Genomic DNA, 20,359 nt, shown 5'->3' on the forward strand with positions numbered 1-20,359 from the left:
GTTTTATGCTGGTTCGATAAATGATTAGGAGCCAGTTATGTCTGAAGTGAAAACCTATCCCATAAAACAATTTAGCAGTCATACCCCACACATTGATGAAGAAAAATATTTCCGCATGTACCAACAATCGGTGCAGGAGCCAGAGAAGTTCTGGTCTCGTATGGCACATGAATTTATTGACTGGTTTGAACCCTGGAAAACCGTCAAAGATGTGGATTATAAAACTGCATCCATCAAGTGGTTCGAAGGTGGAAAACTAAACGTCAGCTACAACTGTATTGATCGTCATTTGAAAGACAAGGCAGACCATACGGCAATCATTTGGGAAGGTGATGAGCCGGATCAACAGCGTTACATCAGCTACCAGGAGCTGCATGATGAGGTCTGTAAAATGGCTAATGCGCTGAAAAGTCGCGGCGTTAAAAAAGGCGACCGAGTTTGTATTTATATGCCAATGATCCCTGAAGTCGGTTTTGCCATGTTGGCCTGCGCACGAATTGGAGCAGTTCATTCGGTGGTCTTTGGTGGTTTCTCACCGGAGGCTCTTAAGAGTCGTATTTTAGACAGCGATTGTCGCGTAGTAATTACCGCTGACGCGGGAGTTCGTGGCGGTAAATCCGTTCCTTTAAAAGCAAATACTGATAAAGCCCTTGAGCATTGTCCCAATGTTCACAGTGTTTTTGTGGTCAAACATCGCCTGGCTGATATTCAATGGAATGCTGAAAGAGATATTGATTACAACGAGCTTAAAAAAGAGATGGAAGCCGAGTGTCAGGTTGAAACTATGGATGCCGAAGATCCACTGTTTATTTTATACACCTCAGGTTCAACTGGAAAACCCAAAGGTGTGTTGCATACCAGCGGCGGCTATTTATTACATGTAGCGATGACCCATAAATTCATCTTCGATTACCATGACGGAGACATTTACTGGTGTACCGCTGATGCGGGCTGGATTACCGGCCACTCCTATATATTCTATGGCCCATTAGCCAATGGCGCGACTACATTAGTTTTCGAAGGTGTGCCGAGCTATCCAAGCCCTTCACGCTTCTGGCAGGTTATTGATAAGCACAAGGTTAATATCTTCTACACAGCTCCAACCGCAATTCGTGCGCTGATGGCCGTCGGAGATGATGCGGTAACTTCCACTTCACGTAAATCATTGCGCTTATTAGGTAGCGTGGGCGAGCCGATCAATGTGGAAGCCTGGGAGTGGTATTACAAGGTCGTTGGTAATGAGCGTTGCCCGATTGTTGATACCTGGTGGCAGACCGAAACCGGTGGTATTTTGATTTCTCCACTTCCCGGAGCAACCCCGTTGAAACCCGGTTCAGCCACTCGCCCATTTTTCGGTGTTCAACCAGCAATTCTTGATCAGGACGGCAATGAATTGGAGGGCAAAGCCAGTGGTTATCTGGTGATGAAAGATTCATGGCCGGGCCAGATGCGCAGCGTTTATGGCGACCATGATCGCTTCTTCCAGACCTACTTCTCACAATATTCAGGCTATTACTTTACTGGCGATGGCGCTAACCGAGATGAAGATGGGTACTACTGGATTACCGGTCGTGTCGATGATGTGCTGAATGTTTCAGGGCACCGCATGGGTACCGCGGAAGTTGAAAATGCGCTGAACTTACATCCTAAGGTTGCAGAGTCTGCAGTCGTCGGTTATCCGCATGATATTAAAGGTCAGGGTATTTATGCCTTTGTTATTTTGAAATCGGGTGCTGAGTATAATGATGATATTAAAAAACAATTAATTGATATTATTACCGAAGAAATTGGTCCCATCGCCAAGCCCGATAAAATCCAATGGGCACCTGATTTACCTAAAACACGCTCTGGGAAAATCATGCGTCGCATTCTGCGTAAAATTGCCGAGAATCAGGTAGACAGTATTGGTGATACTTCAACACTTGCTGATCCGTCAGTGGTTCAGCATTTGATTGACAACCGATTGAAATAAGCCTTGCTCCCTTTTGTCGAGGCTCTCAATAACAAGCCCTGATCTAAGACTCATCAGGGCTTGTTATATACAAATAGCATTCGAGCTACTCATCTGTCAGGACTCTTTGCCTGGCTCGCTCTAACCATTCATCCGTCACTACAAAGCCGCGCATCATTTCTTTACCATCTTGCATGGCAACCAGTTTAACCAACTGGTTGTTGCTTAACTGACTGACCTTGCCTAGATTCTCAATGTCATGCGCTGTGATTTCTGAAAGCCAATACATTCTAGGCAGCTGGTACCAGTCATAGCCTGACTGGCTTTGATATTCCCCAAATTCGGGATGTGTCATCCAGAAACCTTTTAAGTGGCTTTCTTCGACTTCTGTAGGGTATTCGAATGCTTGCTGCAGATAGTTTTCCATCGAGTAAAACAAGCGCCCTCTGGTAAAAAGCCCAGCGCGGTCAATGGTTAGTTGCTCCTCTCGTAGCCATTGCTGCACCTCGGGCTTAGACGCCAAGGCTAACTGATGATTCAGCAAGCGCAGAAATTTACGGTCAAACCGATCACGCAGATTAGGACCAACCCAATCCGCCATCCGTTGACCATGGCCAATTTGTAAATAAAACTTAACTGCCAATTCACAATGCAAGGTTTGTTGAGATGAGCGCTGCTGAATAATCGAATCAAATTCACCCAGAGTTTGCTTTTCTATAATCACCTGCTGATTCGAACGTAGCAGGTTAAGCGATGGATTAGAGCGTATCAGGTGATGCCAAAGCTGCTCAAAATAAACACCCAGCCGGTGAGTCGGCTCGAAGGTAAATGCATCACTTTCTACCACCGTATTCTCTAGCAGTTCGCCTGCATTCAGCAGCTCTAGCTTATGCAGCCCATTCACTTCAGCAACAGATAAAAAGTCAGGACTTTCGATGAGCCATTTTAAATCAGTATGAATTCGCTGCTTATCCTGCATTATTTTTTCGGGTCGTTTATTTTCATTTCATGATAGCAAAAAAAAGCCACCCGAAGGTGGCAACATTTCAGAGAGACTCTGAAATAACGTTAGCGTTGATGAGCGAGTCTTATTTACTAGGGAGGGGTATCAACCTACTCAAATACTCAACACTAAGGGGGAGAGGTTTAATCAGTAAATGCTAACTGCGGTCTTCTTGCTTGCGCTGGTTAGCTTTCTCATGCATTTGTTCGCGTTTTTGGTACATCTGAGCTTTCATTTCTTTCATCTTGGCGCGCTGTTCTTCAGATAGCACCTTGTTCACCTTTTGATGATGTTGATGTTTACCTGCCATCATCTCTGCTTTGATATCAGCCTGTTTACGCAGGTTACTTTGCAACTTGGCTTTATCCAAAGTATCTTGCTGCATCAGTTCATGTTGTTGCTGCATTAACTCATGCATTTGTTTCTTATGAGCCTCAACTGCCTCCATACGCTCCTGATGCAACTTATCCATTTGTGCACGCTGTTCATCATTTACGCCTAACTTGTCCATCATCATTTGATGGTGTTCAGCGGAATGACCTTTATGCATACCACCATGGTTTTTTGCCTCAACACCGACATTCAACATAAATAATGATGCGCCTAGTGCTAGTGACAATACTACTTTATTAAGTGACATAACGAACTCCTGTTCGGATTGTTAAATTTCATAAGCCATTCGTTTGGCTAACGTTTGCTACAAAAGAATGCTTTTGCAAATTTCTATTACTCACTATAGACTCTTTTTAACATTAAAAGTTTACCCATGTAACGCCTGTACGCGTAAAGCTTGTGTAAAAGGTGCTGACCAATCTTTACACTTAAATTGCTGGTCCATGCTAAACTTCTTCTCACACCCAATGGTTATGTAAGCTATGCCAAAACTATTACTTGCAGACGACGACACTGAATTGTGTCAATTACTTCAGGAATACCTCACTCAGGAAGGCTTTGATGTTGCGCTTGCTCATGATGGAGCCACTGCCGCTAAGCTGATTCTTGATCATAGTTTCGATCTGATGGTGCTGGATGTCATGCTGCCTAACCTGAATGGCTTTGATGTTCTTAAAGCAGTGCGTAAGGAATCGCAAGTACCCATTTTGATGCTCACCGCTCGTGGCGATGAAATTGATCGTATTGTCGGTCTTGAGCTCGGTGCTGACGATTACATTGCCAAACCTTGTAATCCCAGAGAGCTAACCGCGCGTATTCGAACTATTCTTCGCCGTACTGAAAATGTTTACAGTACCAAACAAAAGAAACTGCAATCCGTGCACCTGGGTGACGTCTATATTAATCCAGCTTCGCGCGAAGTGCTTTTAAACAATGAAGTGGTTAAATTAACCGCCACCGAATTCGATATTTTATATTTATTGATGAGCAATGCCGGCACTTTAGTCAGCCGTGACGAACTATCAGAAGGCTGCCTCGGACGAACCTTAGAAGCTTATGACCGTAGTATCGATATGCACATCAGCAACTTAAGACGCAAGCTTGGTCCTGACACCAAGGGCGATGAGCGAATTAAAACCGTGCGTGGCGTTGGCTATCAATATGTTGCCCTGGATTCGTAATCTCATACGACCCAGCCTGTTCTGGAAGATTTTTCTCTGGTTCTGGTTAGCGACCCTCATCACCCTGACCAGTATAGTGTTTCTCTACAGCCTAACTGCGCAAGACAGTAAGTTAGTACCAGCGTCAGACGAAGAAGCCAAGCAACTACGTCAAGCTGCCATTAACACTCAATTGCGTAAAGTCATTGATAAATATCAGACCGATAGCCTGCTGATGCTCAACAAGGTTGACGAGGAACTTGATAATACGTTTATTATTGATAAAAACGGAGAAGATATAGCAGGCAAAGAAGTTCCTGATGTTCTTTATCACCTCAGTTCTTTTTATCGCAATCGAAACACACCTGCCACAGTCATTATCGATAGCACCGCTTATACTGGCCCAGAAGTTGTTTTTAACCGTGGTCATTATTATTTGCTTTTTCTAAAACAAAAAAGTCCACACCAGTTTTCCGCAGTCGTTTCCTATCTTTACCATTCAGTTTCAATATGGCATCTACTGATCGCGTTAGGGATGAGTGCTCTGGTTTGCTTTGCCTTAACCTGGTATCTCACTCGTCCTATCAGCCAATTGCAAAAAGCCACCCAAGCATTTGCGCGCGGCGATCTGACTGCACGGGCTCAACCTAGTCTTGGTAAACGTCAGGATGAGTTTGCTGATCTGGCCGAAGATTTCGATTTAATGGCTGAACGAATAGAACGTATCATCCAGTCTCAAAAACGTCTGTTAAGCGATGTTTCTCATGAACTTCGCTCTCCCCTGACGCGCATGCAAATCGCAGCCAGTCTGGCCCAGAAAACTGCCAGCCCTGACTCCAAGGGTCATATCGATCGCATCGAGCTTGAAGTCCAACGCTTAGATGAGATGATTGGCGAACTCCTTCAAATGGCCGCTCTTGAACGTGGCCATATCAACGAAGAGCGTGCCAACTTTATGCTGAATGACCTTTTGGACATTATCGTTGAAGATGCAAAGTTTGAGGCTGAAGCACACAATAAAACCGTTGATTACTGCAGCGATCATGAAATTGCCTTCAATGGCTACTACAGTCTGTTAGCACGAGCGATTGAGAATGTGCTGCGTAACGCAATCCGCCATACCCCGGATGATACTTGCGTAACCGTATCAACTTCAGAAACCCAGTTTGGTATTGAAGTCAAAGTATGTGACTCAGGCTATGGCGTCAGTGAGGAGCACCTGGAAAAAATCTTTGATGCTTTCTATCGCCCAACTGACGCACGAGAAAGAACATCAGGAGGAGCCGGTCTTGGTCTGGCTATTGCCAAACGAGGTATCGAGGCTAACGGTGGTAAAATCACCGCCTATAACCAATCCGGCTCAGGCTTGTGCGTGGTATTTCACTTACCCAAAATCCGAGCTTAGTTAACGGTTGAAAACAGTAGCATAATTGCCAATATTATTAGGAAGGCACCGAGTACTCGGTCAATCCAATGTCCAAAGGAAGCAAAAAACTGACGTACTCTTTGTTGCGTTAACATCAAGGATAAGAACACAAACCATACACCGGTCATTACCGACATCCATATCCCATAAAGAGCCTGTATCCTCATAGGGGTTTCAGCACTTACTATCGTTGTAAACAGGGACAAAAAGAAGAGGGTTGCTTTTGGATTTAAGACGTTGGTAATAAAACCTTGTCGGAAAGCTTTCATGCTGGTCATGGTGTCACGACTGACAGGCTTAAACTCTTTTACTTCAGCCTTTTGAACGCGAATTGCTTGCCAGCCGATATAGAGCAAATAAGCAGCCCCGGCAATCTTTATAGTGGTAAATAACCATACTGTATCTCGAATCAGTAAGCCGATCCCTAATACTGCATAAGTCACGTGCACCAAGATTGCTAAACCGATACCAATACTGGTTAAAAGCGCAAAACGACGTCCAAAAACCAAACTTTGACGCATCACAATCGCAAAGTCGGGACCAGGACTCGCCACCGCTAGTGCGTGGGCCGATGCCATCAATAAAAACTCTTGCCAATAATTGATAATCAGTTCGTTTAACATGCTTTATAACTAGATAATGATATACAGGATTTTGTAGCCTAACTGCATCATCAGGCTTCCATAACTCGAAATAACTAAGAAAACGATTACCGCCAAAAAAGCACCCAAAGCCAACAAATTATTGATATGTCGCTTGAGGGGTAAAGTGGTGTGATGTTTTTGTGCATGATGGTGGTCAATAATAAAACGTCCCAATAACCACAAACAAATGGCCATCAGTGCGATACTGCCCACCAATACCCACACCTGTGTCTTATCAAAAGTAAGCGCAGCCCCTAACACAACACCAGGCATCAGATAGACCGGTGCCCAAATCAAGGTTGCGATAATAATTGCGGTGATGAACTTCTTCGGTTGCATGTCAAGTACACCGGCAATCAGCGCAATAACTGCTCGAATCGGCCCAATGAACTGGCCAACTAAAACGCCCGCGAAACCATGTCGCTGAAAAAAATCTTCTGCCGTGTGTAGCATTTTCTGATGGCGCTGAATCCAGCCCCAGTGATGAACTTTGTCCTGAAAATGATAGCCAAACCAATAAGAGACTATTTGGCCACTGGCTGCACCAAGAAAGCAACTAAGCGATATCAACCAAAAATTTAAAGTCCCACCACCGATAAGAGCACCCACTCCCACCAGCAATAACCAACCGGGCATAGCCAAACCGACAATGGCTAAAGATTCTAAAAATGCGATTAGAAATACTGCCGCGCCAGCCAAGTGAGGGTGATTGGATATCCAACCAAGAATGTCATTAACAATTGCTTCCATCGGCGCTAATAATGACGAATGTTTCTGTAAAAGTCGATAACAAATCTTCTATTGGGTTATTCTATTGAGACTTGCTTGTTGTTGTCTGGTCGTTTATCTTCATTAAATACTTTCAATGAATACCCATGATTATGAGCAAGCCTTATCAAACCATTATTCAACAACGCCAGCCTAGTGATGTTGAGATATTCCATAATATTCATCCAGATGTAAAACCACCATGTCTCAATGTTGAAGAAATGGGATTAACCCATCAGGACGTTAACGACTATCGATCCGCTGGCGAACTGATCAGGAGTATCGCCAAAACCATTCACTTGTGGCGTCAACGCATGCCAAAAGATGCCGAACCTACCGTGGTAGCGATGCTTAACGGTGGTTTACAAATCCATGTGTCGCGCCTGGCACAGGAATCGTTCCACGGCATTCGTATTGAAGGTACCGCTGGCGGTAACCCCTGCATGGTGCTCACCCACCAAAGTAATGTAGAGCTATTATGCTATGTTCAGAAGGTTGACGAAGACGAGCCTGAGCGACGTATTGGCTTTGTTATCGATGGCAAGGAAACGAAAGAATAAATTGTCTAGACATAAAAATAGCGCCAAAAGGCGCTATTTTTTTAATATTTACAGATCAAATTGCTTCTTTAATATCTTCTTCTTCATCAAGCATGCTCATATAAAAACCTTCCCTCTCGGCCACAGCTTGCAAATCACGCTCAACCATCTCCATATCAATCACATGATCGGTAGAAACTTTAAAATGCAAAGTATATCCCTGGCGATTAGGTAACGTGTTGGTTTCAATAGAGTCTACCCGCAAAAGATTGCGCGATAAGATTCTTAATAACTCGAGGCTCGCTGCCTGATTTTTCACCCTCCAGATATTAATGCTGAAGGTGACATTTTCAGGATCAAATGGATAGGAAGACTGACAGCCGTCCGTGCTATGAAATTCAAATCTAAGCTTTGTTGACTCTAGGCTTTCAAGACAAGCCATAAACGGCTTGAAATACATGCTGTTTATGGAGACCGCAAATAGGCCACTGAAGTGATCTTTCACTCTATTAAAGCGCGAAACTTCCATAGATCCTTTGAAACGATGGAGGATTTCAGTAATAGTAGTAACTATTTCAGGATGATCGGAACCGGTCACCGTTAAGATGAACTTTTTGTCCAGTTTTAATTTATGATGCGCATTCATCAAAATACTCCATATATTGCGTTAGCGCTACTCCCAAACTACTATAACTGCTATATTACGACAAGCACGAGTGTTTAAAATTCATACAATTATCCTGTTTTTGTTAAATGGATCATGTTTGTACAATGTATCAACACTGGGACACTTGTAACATACTGAATTTAAAAGGAGTTTTAAATGAAACTACTATTATCAACAGGCTTAGCGCTTGCACTTTTCGGTTGCGCCACATCGCCTACAGGAAGAAGCCAATTAACAATCTTTCCCGACTCTCAAATGGCTGAAATGGGCGCGGCAACTTTTACCTCAATGCAGAAGAGTCAGAAGCTCGATACCAGCTCCAGAAATGCCAGTTACGTCAATTGTGTAGTCAATGCCTTAATCCCCGAGTTAAATGCCATAGCACCTGCGATGCGCAGCACACAATGGGAAGTTAAAGTGTTTGCCGACGAATCACCCAATGCTTTTGCATTGCCTGGCGGCAAGATTGGGGTTCACACCGGTATGCTAACAGTAGCTAAAAACCAACATCAACTCGCCGCAGTACTAGGCCATGAGATTGGTCATGTCTGGGCAAGACATAGCAATGAACGAGTTTCGCAAGGGTTTGTCGCCCAAAGCGGAATGCAGCTCGCCGCTGTTGCAGCTGGAGATATGACTTCAGAGAAACAGCAATTGCTTGGATTACTCGGAGTAGGTGCGCAGGTCGGGGTGATACTCCCCTTTAACCGTAAGCACGAGTCAGAGTCTGATGAGATTGGGTTAGAGCTTATGGCAAGAGCAGGTTTTGATCCTCGCCAGAGTGTTGAGCTATGGAAAAATATGCAGAAAGCAGGCGGCAGTTCAACACCGGAGTTCCTATCAACACACCCTGGCACCGACAGCCGTATTCGAGACTTAAATGCTAGAATGGATAGAGCCATGAAGATTTACCAGCAAGCACAGGCATCTGGTAAACGACCTAATTGTCGTTTATAAGCAAATATTCAGCACACACAAAAAAGCGGACCTTATTGGTCCGCCAGATATCCGCCTCGCTCGTATATGGACTCCATATACAAATCTTCAAAATCCTTAACCACGGATTTCTTAACTTCAGGCAAGGATAATAAATTCTCACGCCATTTTTGAATCTTCTTATAGTCGCTGACAGTATCAACACCGGTATTATCGGCGAGCATTTTCGAACGCATCAGAAAAGGAGCAAATGAACTATCAACCAAGCTAAACTCTTTACCGTTAAAGAATCCTTTGTCACCTATACGCTTTTCAAGGTGCGCCAACTTTTTATTTAAGTCTTCTTCGATCTTTGTAAAGGTTTCTTCTCGTCGTGCCTGGGTTAGTTGAAACTGAATATTGTTAATACTACTACTAAACTCAATCCAGGAGCGGTGCTCTGCTTTTTCCAATGGATCCGTTGGTAGCATTGGCTTGCCGTGAGTTTCATCGAGATATTCATTAATCACTGAAGACTCAAATAACACAGTATCTTTAATCCGCAACAAAGGCACTTTGCCTAATGGCGATATCTCAACAAACCAGTCAGGCTTTCGCTCCAGAGAAATATATTCAATGGTGAAATCAATTTTTTTATGCAGCAATGTAATGACCGATCGCTGCACGAACGGGCACAATTTATGGCTGACTAATATCGGTTGTTCTAGAGCACTCATAATGTCCACTCAGACTTAGTAACTAGTCGTAATGTAAATCGTTCTTTTTAGAAAAGCAACAACAAGGTCGTCACAAAGTCACATCTGTTTCAGATATAAAAAAGGCCTTCATAAGAAGGCCTTTCAATGCGCTTAGTGCTCGTGACCACCTGGTCCATGCACATGACCATGTGACAACTCTTCTTCACTGGCATCGCGTACTTCGATAACTTTCACATCAAAATTCAAAGGAACGCCTGCTAGAGGATGATTACCATCCACAGTAACCGTCTCACCTTCTACTTTAGTCACTGTAATAAGCTGTGGGCCGTTTGGCGATTCTGCATGGAACTGCATGCCAGGCTCAACTTTTTCTACGCCTTGGAACGCTTCTGCCGGCACTTCTTTGATCAAATCATCATGACGTTGACCATAAGCATCGTCAGGCTGAACATTAACCGACAACTCGTCATCAACTTTTTTACCTGCCAATGCATTTTCAAGACCAGGAATAATATTGCGATGACCATGCAAGTAAGCTAATGGCTCATTCCCTTCTGATGTATCGACTAATACACCTTCTTCTGTTTTTACTGTGTATTCAATCAATACGACTTTGTTTTCTTCAATTTGCATAATCAACTCTCTTACTCTACTAGGTACATTTACGAAACCAAAATAAAACGGCTTCAAACTTTCAAAAACATTTCTTCAATATCATACTGTCTAAAGTGAGGATTTTGGTTTAAATATCAATCCCTCAACCTTTTCACTTTCATGCCCACTACTTAAAGTTAGGATTTTTGCTCTAGAGCAAGGCTTTTGATTGAAAGTTCGAAGGAGCGTATATCTAATACTCGACCGAGAGCTTTCAAGCATATAACGCAGCTATTAAGTCAATAGACATTTCCGTTTAACTTACTTTCTCGCCTGCCGCCTGCATATCCGCATGATACGACGACCTAACCATAGGGCCACTGGCTACATTGGTGAAACCCAAATCTTCTGCAATTTTACCGAGCTCATCGAACTCTTTTGGCGGCATGAAACGCATCACAGGATGGTGATATTTACTGGGTTGCAGATATTGCCCGAGCGTTAACATTTCAACACCGTGGGCTCGAAGATCTTTCATCACTTCGATAATTTCTTCGTTGGTTTCGCCAAGCCCAATCATTAAACCTGATTTGGTTGGGATTCCTGGGTAACGCTCTTTGAAATTCTTTAATAAATCCAGTGACCACTGATAATCGGCACCAGGACGCGCTTGTTTGTAAAGGCGCGGCACAGTTTCAAGATTATGGTTAAAGACATCGGGCAGACCATCAGCCATCAGGTCGAGCGCTACTTCCATACGACCTCTGAAGTCTGGTACTAGCACTTCCACCTTAAGACCGGGATTCTGCTCTTTAGCGACGCGTACACAGTCTGAGATATGAGCTGAACCACCATCACGCAGATCATCGCGATCAACGGAGGTGATGACCACATATTTTAAGCCCATTGATTTGACCGAGTCTGCCAAGTGTTGTGGCTCTTCTGGGTCAAGCGGCAATGGACGACCATGCGCCACATCGCAAAATGGACAGCGACGAGTACAGATATCACCCATGATCATAAAGGTTGCTGTACCATGGCCGAAACATTCGGGCAGATTTGGACAGGATGCTTCTTCACAAACGGTATGAAGCTTATTGTTACGCAACATGTCTTTGATTTTGGTAATTTGATTACCGTTTGGCAGACGCACACGAATCCAGTCCGGCTTGCGTGGCATCTCTTCGGTTGGCATGATTTTTACCGGAATTCGCGCCATTTTGTCTTCGGCACGCATTTTTTGGCCGGCAATGACTTTCTTTGCCTTGCCGCTAACCTTACCAGTCACACCACCACTAACTGATTGACTTGACTCGTTTTTTACCGATTCAGAATTTGACATTCACTATTACTCAATAGATTCGCTGATTGGCTCAGGTAATCCCGTCATTTCCAGGCGCTTAGTATAGCCCAATTTATCGCATAATTGATCGATGAGATCGGGTTTAATGCGCTCCAGATTCTCCGGACCACCCTTCTCGACTATCTGGGTCATTTGCATGCCCTGATAACCACATGGATTGATACGTGAGAATGGCTCCAGGTCCATATTCACATTTAAAGCAAGCCCATGGAACGACTTGCCTTTTCGAATTCGTAACCCTAAAGAACAGATTTTCTGGTCATCACTATAGACTCCCGGCGCATCAGAGCGCGGATAAGCCTCAATGCCATACATCGCTAACATGTCAACGATGGCATTTTCGATGCCCGAAACCAGGTCTCTTGGTCCCATATTTTTGCGTCGCAAATCGATCATAAAATAAGCAACTTGCTGGCCGGGGCCATGGTAAGTAACTTGTCCGCCGCGGTCAACCTGCACCACCGGAATTTCCCCCGGAAATAGCAAATGTTCAGCTTTTCCAGCCTGACCTTGAGTAAATACAGGGTCATGCTCAACCAGCCAGATTTCATCAGTGGTTGTATCGTCTCGATTATCGGTAAACTCTTGCATCCGCTTCCACACTGGAACATAGGTTTCATGCCCCAGTTCGCGGATAATTACTGTAGATGGGTCGCTCATTGTCTGTTAGATGCCTTATAGAGTCATTTTCACGCCTTCAACGGTGAAGACTTCGCGATACATGGCATCTACTTGCTCTTTGTTTTCAACCACAACCATAAATGACAGTGAAACATAATTCCCATCACGGCTTAGTTTGCTGGCCGGAGAATAATCATTAGGCGCATGGCGATTGACCACTTCCGCAACTTCCATATCAATACCATCGCGGTTTACAGCCATGACTTTAAAACAAATCTCACAAGGAAATTGCCAGAGTTCATCACGATCATGATTTTGCGTCATAACGCTATTTCACCTTCACTATTACTATCGATTTCACCACGATAAAGCTGCACTTTAAGCTGCTGGTAGTGGTCATACATTTGTCGCCAAACGGGGCCTGCAGTGCCATCGCCAATGATAGCATCATTCAAGCGGGTAACTGGGCGGATTTCTTTTGTTGAGCTGGTCAGCCAGATTTCATCCGCTTGCAGCAGCTCATGCTCCGGAATCAAGCGCTCTTCAGTCAGTATTCCGTGCTGTTCTGCCAACCACAGTACGAAATCACGGGTAACCCCAGGAAGTAAGTGCTCACTTAACGGTGGCGTAATAATCACACCATCGCGCACCATGAACAAATTACTTGAGGTTGCCTCAAAAGCGACACCATTGCGGACTAATATGGTGTCATTCGCTCCACATTCAAGGGCCTGTTGTTTTAACAGACAGTTGGCTAATAAGGTAATGGCTTTGATGTCACAGCGTTGCCAGCGAATATCTTCGGCAGTGATCACCGAAATGCCCTGCAGATCCTGGCTACTCGGCTGTCGCTGGATTGACGGCAGTGGCGTAATCATGGCAAAAATAGTCGGTGTTGGATTGGCCGGGAAATCATGATTACGTTCAAGGTATGCACCACGGGTAATCTGCAAGTAGATCGTGGCATTATCCAACTGATTACGCTCCACCAGCTGATGGCACATATCGGCCCAGTTCTGCAGGCTCTGCTCCAGCGGCAAGCTAATACTACGTAAACTGTTCTCCAACCGTGCAATATGCTGCTTAAAGCGAAACAGTTTGCCGGCATAAACCGGTATTACTTCATAAATTCCATCTCCAAACAAAAAGCCCCGGTCAAGTGCCGGGACTTTTGCTTCTTCGATGGGTAAAAACTGTCCGTTTAAATAAGCGATGGACACATGCTTCTCCCTTTACCTATTTTTGAGTCTTAATAAATCAGAACCTTTACGGAACCATGATCTTAGTGAAACCAAAGCTTCATTGAATCCCACATACGACCGAACAAACCGGCCTCTTCTACATTTTCTAAAGCTACCAGCGGCATACGCTTTATTTCCTGCTCACCTACTTTAAAGAACACCTCTCCTACCACCTGACCACGACGAATCGGTGCCATCAACTGCGACTGGATGGTGTAGTTGGCTTGAATCTGGTCTTTTTGACTTTTTAGTAAAGTTAAAGCTGCATCTTGAGCCAAGCCAACCTTAACTTCCTCTTCAGCCCCTTTCCAGACTCTTGCTGTGCGCAGGCTTTGACCTGCTTTAAACGGTTTGATATTGGTATAGAAACGGAAACCAAAATTGAGTAACTTGCGGCTTTCAGCGGCTCTCTGCGCTTCGCTGTCTGTTCCCATGACCACCGAAATTAGACGCATATCTTCTTTTTTAGCCGAAGATACCAGACAGTAGCCAGCCTCTTCTGTGTGGCCGGTTTTTAAACCATCCACATTAAGCGTTGGATCGCCCAGCAATTCATTTCGATTACCCTGCTTGATACCGCCGTAGGTAAATTCACGCTCAGAGTAGATTTTATAATCTTCTGGGAAATCACGAATTAAAGCACGTGCCAGAATCGCTAAATCACGAGCCGTAGTCACATGCCCTTCTGCTGGCCAGCCGGTGCTGTTTTTAAAGTGAGTGTCTTTCATACCCAGCTTTGCCGCGTACTGGTTCATCAAATCAGCGAAAGCTTCTTCGGTACCAGCGATATGCTCAGCCATCGCAATACTGGCATCGTTGCCTGACTGAATGATTATTCCGCGATAAAGGTCTTCAACTCGAACGTATTTATTAACTTCGATAAACATCAGAGAGCCGCCCTTTAACTTCGGGTTTTGCGCCCAGGCGTTTTCACTGACCAATACCTTATCATCCAGATTTAAGTTACCTTTGTGTAATTCGTCACCAATAATGTAGCTGGTCATCATTTTAGTCAAACTGGCAGGAGGCAGCTTTTGATCAGCATTATTCTCCATAATAATTTGACCGGTATCATAATCCATCAATAAATAGGATCGGGCATCAACATTCGGTTTGCCGGGTTGAATTGCAGCACTTGCTGTATTAGCGACAAAGGCTAAAACCAATCCAACAGAGAGTAATATTTTTAGTGTTTTTTCTTGAAAAGACATTGGCGTAACAATCCCAGAATTTAGGTTATTCAGTAACAACTTTTGGAGTACCAAAGTTGTACTCGTTTAATTGACGTAAAATATTTTCAGCAGTTCGTGCATCACGCAAAGGCCCAATACGAACCCTAAGTAACTTTTGGCCATTCACATCGACCGAACTGGTGCTAATCGGTTGACCAAAATGATCGCGCAAACGTGCTGCTAGCGTATCTGCTCTCAACGGATCAGCAAAAGCACCAACCTGCACAAATAACTGAGCATTATCTTTCTGCTCTTCCATTGGTGGCAACTCTAACTCACCAGCTTGTGCCAATTGAGCTGAGTTTACTTGCCCCGCATTACGTGGTGAAGCTAATACCTCAACTTCAACGCGCGCCGTACCCTGCGCTTGATAGCCGAGTTTTTTCGATGCAGCATAAGATAAATCGATAATACGGTTCTTCTTAAATGGCCCACGGTCATTAATTTTCACAATCACTGACTGGCCATTATCCAAATTGGTTACCCGTGCGTAACTGGGCAGAGGAAGCGTTTTATGTGCCGCGGTGAATTGGTACATATCATAAACTTCGCCTGACGAAGTACGACGACCATGGAATTTTTGACCATACCAGCTGGCAACTCCAACATCTTTATAGCCATCACCGGAGTCCTTAACATGATAGACCACTCCATCCACTTCATAATAAGGCGGATTACCTAAGCCGCTTTTAGCCTCGACTTTAGGGGTTGGCTCAGCGATAGGCCCATCGCTCAAGGGCCCCACACTTCCGTCAGGTGCATAATCAGGGCGTAAACGGTCAGCAGGACTACCGTATTCGTACTCATATTCTTCAGCTGGTGGCGTTGTAGTACAGGCAGTCACCAGTAACAAACCCAGACTGGCTAACAATAACTTGCCTGGGTTTACGACATTCTCAGTGGTCATTTTCGTTATCACGACAAATTCTCAACTTTTCTCAATAAATGTAGATTATTCAGTTTCGACCAGCTTTTGCTTAGCATGTTCCACCGCATCTTTAATTTCGAGACTGAGTTGGTGAACCGCCATCGCATATAATGGACTGCGATTATAACGAGTAATCACATAAAAATTGTTGAAGCCTAGCCAATAATCTTCTTTTGTTTCTTGTTTAAAGGCATAAATGCCCGCAATATCACTGTCTTTAAGAGGTCCTTGATAATCTAAGCCCGCTTGCTTCATTTCACCGATAGTGAACTTTGGCTTAAGAGTGTCATTGCGGAATTGTTCAACTAACTTAGCATCAGGCGTCGATAAGTATTCTGCTACCGGCTCACCCATGCGCCAGCCATGCACGTGGAAATAATTCGCCACACTGCCAACCGCATCATCAATATTCTCAAATAAATTAATATTACCGTCACCGTCGAAATCAACTGCATAATGGCGGTATGAGGTTGGGATAAATTGTCCCATGCCCATTGCACCCGCATAAGATCCTTTTGGAGTTGCTAAATCCCAACCCTGCTCGCGAGCCAGTACAAAATACTCTTCCAGCTCACCAGCGAAAAACGCACCACGTTTTGGATAATGGAATGCTAAGGTAGCAATTGCATCAACTACCGGAAAACTTCCCATGACCCGACCATAGCGAGTCTCAACGCCGATAATAGCCGTAATAATTTCTGCCGGCACTTGATACTTTTCTTCTGCACGCTTCAAAATTTCTTCATGCTCAAGCCAAAACTCAACGCCTTGCTTGATCCGTTTTTGCTCGATGAATATTGGACGGTATTCATACCAGTCCTTGCCTTCTGCAGGACGACTGATGGCATCTAAAATACTTTGGCGGACTTCCACTTTATCCAAAACCATCTGCACATAGTCTTCGGTAAATCCGTGTTTCTTATGCATGTAAGAAGCAAATGCTTTTGCCTCAGTTGGAGCTTTACCTAAATCAGTGTTTGTAGAGGCAGCCATACCTGAGAAGGCACAGGAAAAAGCCAACGCTAATGTACCAATTTTCTTTTTTATATTTTTTTTCATAAAGCCTCGCTTTAAAATCAAGTTGAGTGCAGCCGTCGATGGGTTTGTATCGACATTAGTATGCCGAAAGCTGCCATCAGGGTGACGATGGAGGTGCCACCGTAACTTATTAAGGGCAATGGTAGCCCGACTACCGGTAACAAACCACTGACCATGCCTATATTTACAAAAATATAGATAAAGAAAGTTAAGATCAGTGACGCACCTAATAATCGACTAAAAGTTTCCTGCCCCTGCAGGCTGATATAAACACCTCGGACAATAACGAAAGCATAAAGTGCCAATAATAGAACGATGCCAACCAGGCCAAACTCTTCGCCAATTACCGCAAAGATAAAATCTGTGTGTCGTTCGGGCAAAAATTCCAGCTGCGACTGTGTTCCATTGAGCCAGCCTTTACCATAAATTCCACCTGAACCAATCGCAATCTGTGACTGAATAATGTGGTAACCAGCGCCGAGCGGATCGCGCTCAGGATTGAGGAAGGTTAATACCCGTCCTTTCTGGTAATCGTGCATCACGAAATACCACATCAGAGGGATGAGGACTGCCGCCAACAGCAACGCACCCACAATGTAACGCCAACGAATCCCAGCAAAAAAGACCACGAACAACCCGGAAGCTGCGATTAACAAAGAGGTACCTAAGTCTGGCTGAAGCATAATTAACACTACTGGCGTTATTACCAACACGAGACTTCCAACGGTTTGCATGAAATTGGGAGGTAAAGCTTTATCAGCAAAATACCAGGCGAGCATTAGCGGAACAGCCAGCTTCATAATTTCGGAAGGCTGGAAACGAATACCAATATCGATCCAGCGCTGCGCGCCCTTGCTTGACTCACCAAAGAATAAAACCCCTAACAGGAATATAATGCCTACAAGATATAAAGCTGGCGCCCATTGTCGAAATGTCCGTGGTTCAAATTGGGCTAATACAAACATCACAACCAGGCCTGCACCAAATCGAACCGCCTGCCGCTTAACCAGAGCCAGACTTTCTCCACCAGCGCTATAAACTGCCAGCAGACTAAACGCCATCAATAGCAGAATACCCAGCAATAATGGCGCATCAATGTGCCAGCGCCATAACAAACTGTATCGCTCTTTATGGCTGTTTGCGCTACTACCGAGTAGTGACATCGCTTGCATCCTCTGATTGGTGTTCAGTGTCTTCCAACAAATAATAATCCATCAACTCACGCGCTATAGGTGCGGCATTGCTACTACCACCACCCGCATTTTCCATCACTACCACCAGCGCAATTCGTGGACTTTCATAGGGCGCATAACCTATAAACAAAGCGTTATCATGGAATTTCTTTTCTAATGTTTCGGCATCATATTCTTCATCTTCGGCAATACTTTTAACCTGTGCAGTTCCCGTCTTGCCTGCTGCTTCATAAGCTGTATCGGTAAAAGCACCGCGCGCAGTACCTTTCGCGCCGTGGACCACATCATGCATACTTTGCTTAACCAAATCGAGATACTTGCCATCGGCAACATCAATCTGGTGATAGGCCATCACCGGCACATTCTGCTCATGGATAGCGCCATCGACAAATTCTTTAACTAATTGTAACTGATAACGAAGACCATCATTGGCAAGTACTGCAGTGGCATTCGCCAGCTGCAATGGGGTCGCTGTCCAATACCCCTGACCAATGCCAATATTCACAGTATCGCCGTTATACCAAGGCTCTTTACGTGCTTTTCGCTTCCACTCACGAGAAGGCATAATGCCAATCTTCTCTTCTACCATGTCGATGCCAGTCTTCTGCCCAAAACCAAACTGCATCATGCCTTCATTAATTCGGTCTATACCAATTCGTACCGCAAGGTCATAAAAGAAAGTGTCGCAAGATTCAATAATGGAGCTAGCTACATCCATATAGGGAGCATGTCCCCAGCGTTTCCAGTCGCGGTAGCGACGATCATTATTGGGCAACGAAAACCAGCCCGGATCCCGCACCTTGGTTTGTGGCGTAATCACGCCTTCTTTAAGTCCAAGCCATGCCAGATGTGGCTTAATGGTCGAAGCAGGAGCATAAGTTCCCTGCACTGCACGATTATAGAGAGGCCGATCTGGGGTCAGTAATTTCTGATAGTCACTACTGGAAATACCGCCGGTAAACAGGTTGGGATCGTAGCCAGGCTGGCTTACCATCGCTAACACACCGCCAGTTGACGGCTCAACAGCCACGATAGCACCGCTGGCATCAACTTCTTTCAACAGTTGCGTTGCTTTACGCTGTAAATCCAAATCTAAATGTAGATGAATATCCATACCGGTTACTGGATCGGTTCGTTCCAGTACTCGAATGATACGGCCACGCACATCGGTTTCGACTCGTTGACTGCCAACTTCGCCATGCAGAATCTTCTCGTAATAACGCTCTAGACCCAGTTTGCCCATTTTGGATGTAGCGGCATAACGCAAGCGCGTTTCCTCATCCATAGCCTCGAGCTCTTCTATGTTGATCGCGCCCATACGACCCAACACATGCACCATTTCGTCCTTATATGGATAGTAACGTTCCAGACGCGCTTCAAGACTAACACCGGGGTACATGTGCTGCACCACAGAAAATTTGGCAACCTCATCTTCGGTTAGATTAGATTTCAAAACATAAGAGTTGAACTTGGGGCGAAACTTGATTTGCTCTAGAAACTTTAAAACCTGCTCATCACTAATGCTTAAAACCGCTCTTAGCTCATTCACTAATCGCGGTAAATCTTTAGTTTGCTCTGGTGTGATTTCGAGGGTAAATATCGAGCGGTTTTGCGCTAGCAACTTACCATTTCGGTCATAGATTAAGCCACGGACCGGCGCAATTGGCTGAATACTGATACGATTATTTTCTGATTGAGTTTGATACTTCTGATAATCGATGACTTGTAATTTGAACTGACGGCTGATCAAAACAACCAACAGAATAAAAACAATAAACAAAGCCACAATACAACGCACGAAAAACATGGAAGTTTCGCGACCGACGTCTTTTATGGCTTGTCGTTTATACATACCTTATGGACTTAAACCAGCTGAAATAATTTCATATTCCATTCATTAATCTCTGATCGACATTCCTAATCAATCGTTTCGGTCTTACTTCCTGCACTTATTACTTTGGATA

Annotated in this window: 21 protein-coding genes; 5 read left to right on the forward strand and 16 right to left on the reverse strand. The window is 44.5% G+C overall.

Features of this window, described 5'->3' with window-relative positions; genetic code table 11:
- Positions 1-37 precede the first annotated feature (37 nt).
- Entirely contained in the window at positions 38-1,972 is a 1,935-nt protein-coding gene (acs, locus tag ACN0VI_RS00315) for an acetate--CoA ligase (RefSeq protein WP_417445373.1), read from the forward strand.
- Between the two features lie 85 nt (positions 1,973-2,057).
- Here the strand turns inward: acs and ACN0VI_RS00320 are convergent, their stop codons facing one another.
- Entirely contained in the window at positions 2,058-2,930 is an 873-nt protein-coding gene (locus tag ACN0VI_RS00320) for a DUF1853 family protein (RefSeq protein ID WP_331892418.1), read from the reverse strand.
- Between the two features lie 181 nt (positions 2,931-3,111).
- Positions 3,112-3,594, reverse strand: coding sequence for a periplasmic heavy metal sensor (locus ACN0VI_RS00325; protein WP_331892419.1), 483 nt, complete (start codon positions 3,592-3,594; stop codon positions 3,112-3,114).
- A gap of 235 nt (positions 3,595-3,829) precedes the next feature.
- Here ACN0VI_RS00325 and ACN0VI_RS00330 point away from each other — a divergent pair, with 235 nt between their 5' ends.
- Both ACN0VI_RS00330 and ACN0VI_RS00335 read left to right on the forward strand, forming a co-directional pair.
- Positions 3,830-4,528, forward strand: a complete 699-nt coding sequence (locus tag ACN0VI_RS00330) for a response regulator (RefSeq protein WP_417445374.1) — start codon at positions 3,830-3,832, stop codon at positions 4,526-4,528.
- Complete coding sequence (locus tag ACN0VI_RS00335; protein ID WP_331892421.1) at positions 4,470-5,912, forward strand: ATP-binding protein; 1,443 nt, start codon at positions 4,470-4,472, stop codon at positions 5,910-5,912. The genes ACN0VI_RS00330 and ACN0VI_RS00335 overlap by 59 nt, the downstream gene beginning before the upstream one ends.
- On the opposite strand, the gene ACN0VI_RS00340 is transcribed toward ACN0VI_RS00335, so the two are convergent.
- Positions 5,909-6,556, reverse strand: a complete 648-nt coding sequence (locus tag ACN0VI_RS00340) for a LysE family translocator (protein ID WP_331892422.1) — start codon at positions 6,554-6,556, stop codon at positions 5,909-5,911. The two genes, ACN0VI_RS00335 and ACN0VI_RS00340, sit on opposite strands and share 4 nt — an antisense overlap.
- A gap of 9 nt (positions 6,557-6,565) precedes the next feature.
- On the reverse strand, positions 6,566-7,327 hold the full coding sequence (locus tag ACN0VI_RS00345) for a DedA family protein (protein WP_331892423.1): 762 nt from the start codon (positions 7,325-7,327) through the stop codon (positions 6,566-6,568).
- Between the two features lie 125 nt (positions 7,328-7,452).
- Here ACN0VI_RS00345 and ACN0VI_RS00350 point away from each other — a divergent pair, with 125 nt between their 5' ends.
- Positions 7,453-7,905 (forward strand): hypothetical protein, encoded by a 453-nt coding sequence (locus ACN0VI_RS00350; RefSeq protein WP_331892424.1) that lies wholly within the window; start codon positions 7,453-7,455, stop codon positions 7,903-7,905.
- Between the two features lie 55 nt (positions 7,906-7,960).
- Here ACN0VI_RS00350 and ACN0VI_RS00355 read toward each other — a convergent pair whose 3' ends face one another.
- On the reverse strand, positions 7,961-8,530 hold the full coding sequence (locus ACN0VI_RS00355) for an ACT domain-containing protein (protein ID WP_331892425.1): 570 nt from the start codon (positions 8,528-8,530) through the stop codon (positions 7,961-7,963).
- A gap of 177 nt (positions 8,531-8,707) precedes the next feature.
- Here ACN0VI_RS00355 and ACN0VI_RS00360 point away from each other — a divergent pair, with 177 nt between their 5' ends.
- Positions 8,708-9,508, forward strand: coding sequence for a M48 family metallopeptidase (locus ACN0VI_RS00360; protein WP_331892427.1), 801 nt, complete (start codon positions 8,708-8,710; stop codon positions 9,506-9,508).
- Between the two features lie 32 nt (positions 9,509-9,540).
- Here ACN0VI_RS00360 and ACN0VI_RS00365 read toward each other — a convergent pair whose 3' ends face one another.
- From ACN0VI_RS00365 to mrdA, 11 genes are all read right to left on the reverse strand, one after another.
- A complete protein-coding gene (locus tag ACN0VI_RS00365) occupies positions 9,541-10,203 on the reverse strand; it encodes a glutathione S-transferase family protein (RefSeq protein ID WP_417445376.1) in 663 nt (220 codons plus the stop codon).
- A gap of 132 nt (positions 10,204-10,335) precedes the next feature.
- Positions 10,336-10,818: a peptidylprolyl isomerase gene (locus ACN0VI_RS00370; RefSeq protein ID WP_331892429.1), complete on the reverse strand. Its 483-nt coding sequence runs from the start codon at positions 10,816-10,818 to the stop codon at positions 10,336-10,338.
- Between the two features lie 277 nt (positions 10,819-11,095).
- The gene (gene lipA / locus ACN0VI_RS00375) at positions 11,096-12,016 is read right to left on the reverse strand and encodes a lipoyl synthase (RefSeq protein ID WP_331892450.1); all 921 of its coding nucleotides are present in this window, start codon (positions 12,014-12,016) and stop codon (positions 11,096-11,098) included.
- 111 nt (positions 12,017-12,127) lie between these two features.
- Positions 12,128-12,802 carry a lipoyl(octanoyl) transferase LipB gene (lipB, locus tag ACN0VI_RS00380; RefSeq protein ID WP_331892430.1) on the reverse strand — a complete coding sequence of 225 codons (675 nt, stop codon included), beginning with the start codon at positions 12,800-12,802 and terminating at the stop codon, positions 12,128-12,130.
- A gap of 15 nt (positions 12,803-12,817) precedes the next feature.
- On the reverse strand, positions 12,818-13,087 hold the full coding sequence (locus ACN0VI_RS00385) for a DUF493 family protein (protein WP_331892432.1): 270 nt from the start codon (positions 13,085-13,087) through the stop codon (positions 12,818-12,820).
- Positions 13,084-13,983, reverse strand: a complete 900-nt coding sequence (locus tag ACN0VI_RS00390; protein WP_417445377.1) for a D-amino acid aminotransferase — start codon at positions 13,981-13,983, stop codon at positions 13,084-13,086. Before ACN0VI_RS00390 ends, ACN0VI_RS00385 begins: the two co-directional genes overlap by 4 nt.
- Before the next feature lie 62 nt (positions 13,984-14,045).
- Positions 14,046-15,215: a D-alanyl-D-alanine carboxypeptidase family protein gene (locus tag ACN0VI_RS00395; RefSeq protein ID WP_331892434.1), complete on the reverse strand. Its 1,170-nt coding sequence runs from the start codon at positions 15,213-15,215 to the stop codon at positions 14,046-14,048.
- Between the two features lie 25 nt (positions 15,216-15,240).
- On the reverse strand, positions 15,241-16,155 hold the full coding sequence (locus ACN0VI_RS00400) for a septal ring lytic transglycosylase RlpA family protein (RefSeq protein WP_331892435.1): 915 nt from the start codon (positions 16,153-16,155) through the stop codon (positions 15,241-15,243).
- 33 nt (positions 16,156-16,188) lie between these two features.
- Positions 16,189-17,223 (reverse strand): lytic murein transglycosylase B, encoded by a 1,035-nt coding sequence (gene mltB / locus ACN0VI_RS00405; RefSeq protein ID WP_417445379.1) that lies wholly within the window; start codon positions 17,221-17,223, stop codon positions 16,189-16,191.
- Positions 17,224-17,240: 17 nt separating this feature from the next.
- Positions 17,241-18,365 (reverse strand): rod shape-determining protein RodA, encoded by a 1,125-nt coding sequence (rodA, locus tag ACN0VI_RS00410; RefSeq protein ID WP_331892439.1) that lies wholly within the window; start codon positions 18,363-18,365, stop codon positions 17,241-17,243.
- Complete coding sequence (gene mrdA / locus ACN0VI_RS00415; protein ID WP_417445380.1) at positions 18,349-20,247, reverse strand: penicillin-binding protein 2; 1,899 nt, start codon at positions 20,245-20,247, stop codon at positions 18,349-18,351. Before mrdA ends, rodA begins: the two co-directional genes overlap by 17 nt.
- Positions 20,248-20,359 lie beyond the last annotated feature (112 nt).

Source organism: Kangiella sp., assembly GCF_048265365.1.
Lineage (GTDB): Bacteria > Pseudomonadota > Gammaproteobacteria > Enterobacterales > Kangiellaceae > Kangiella.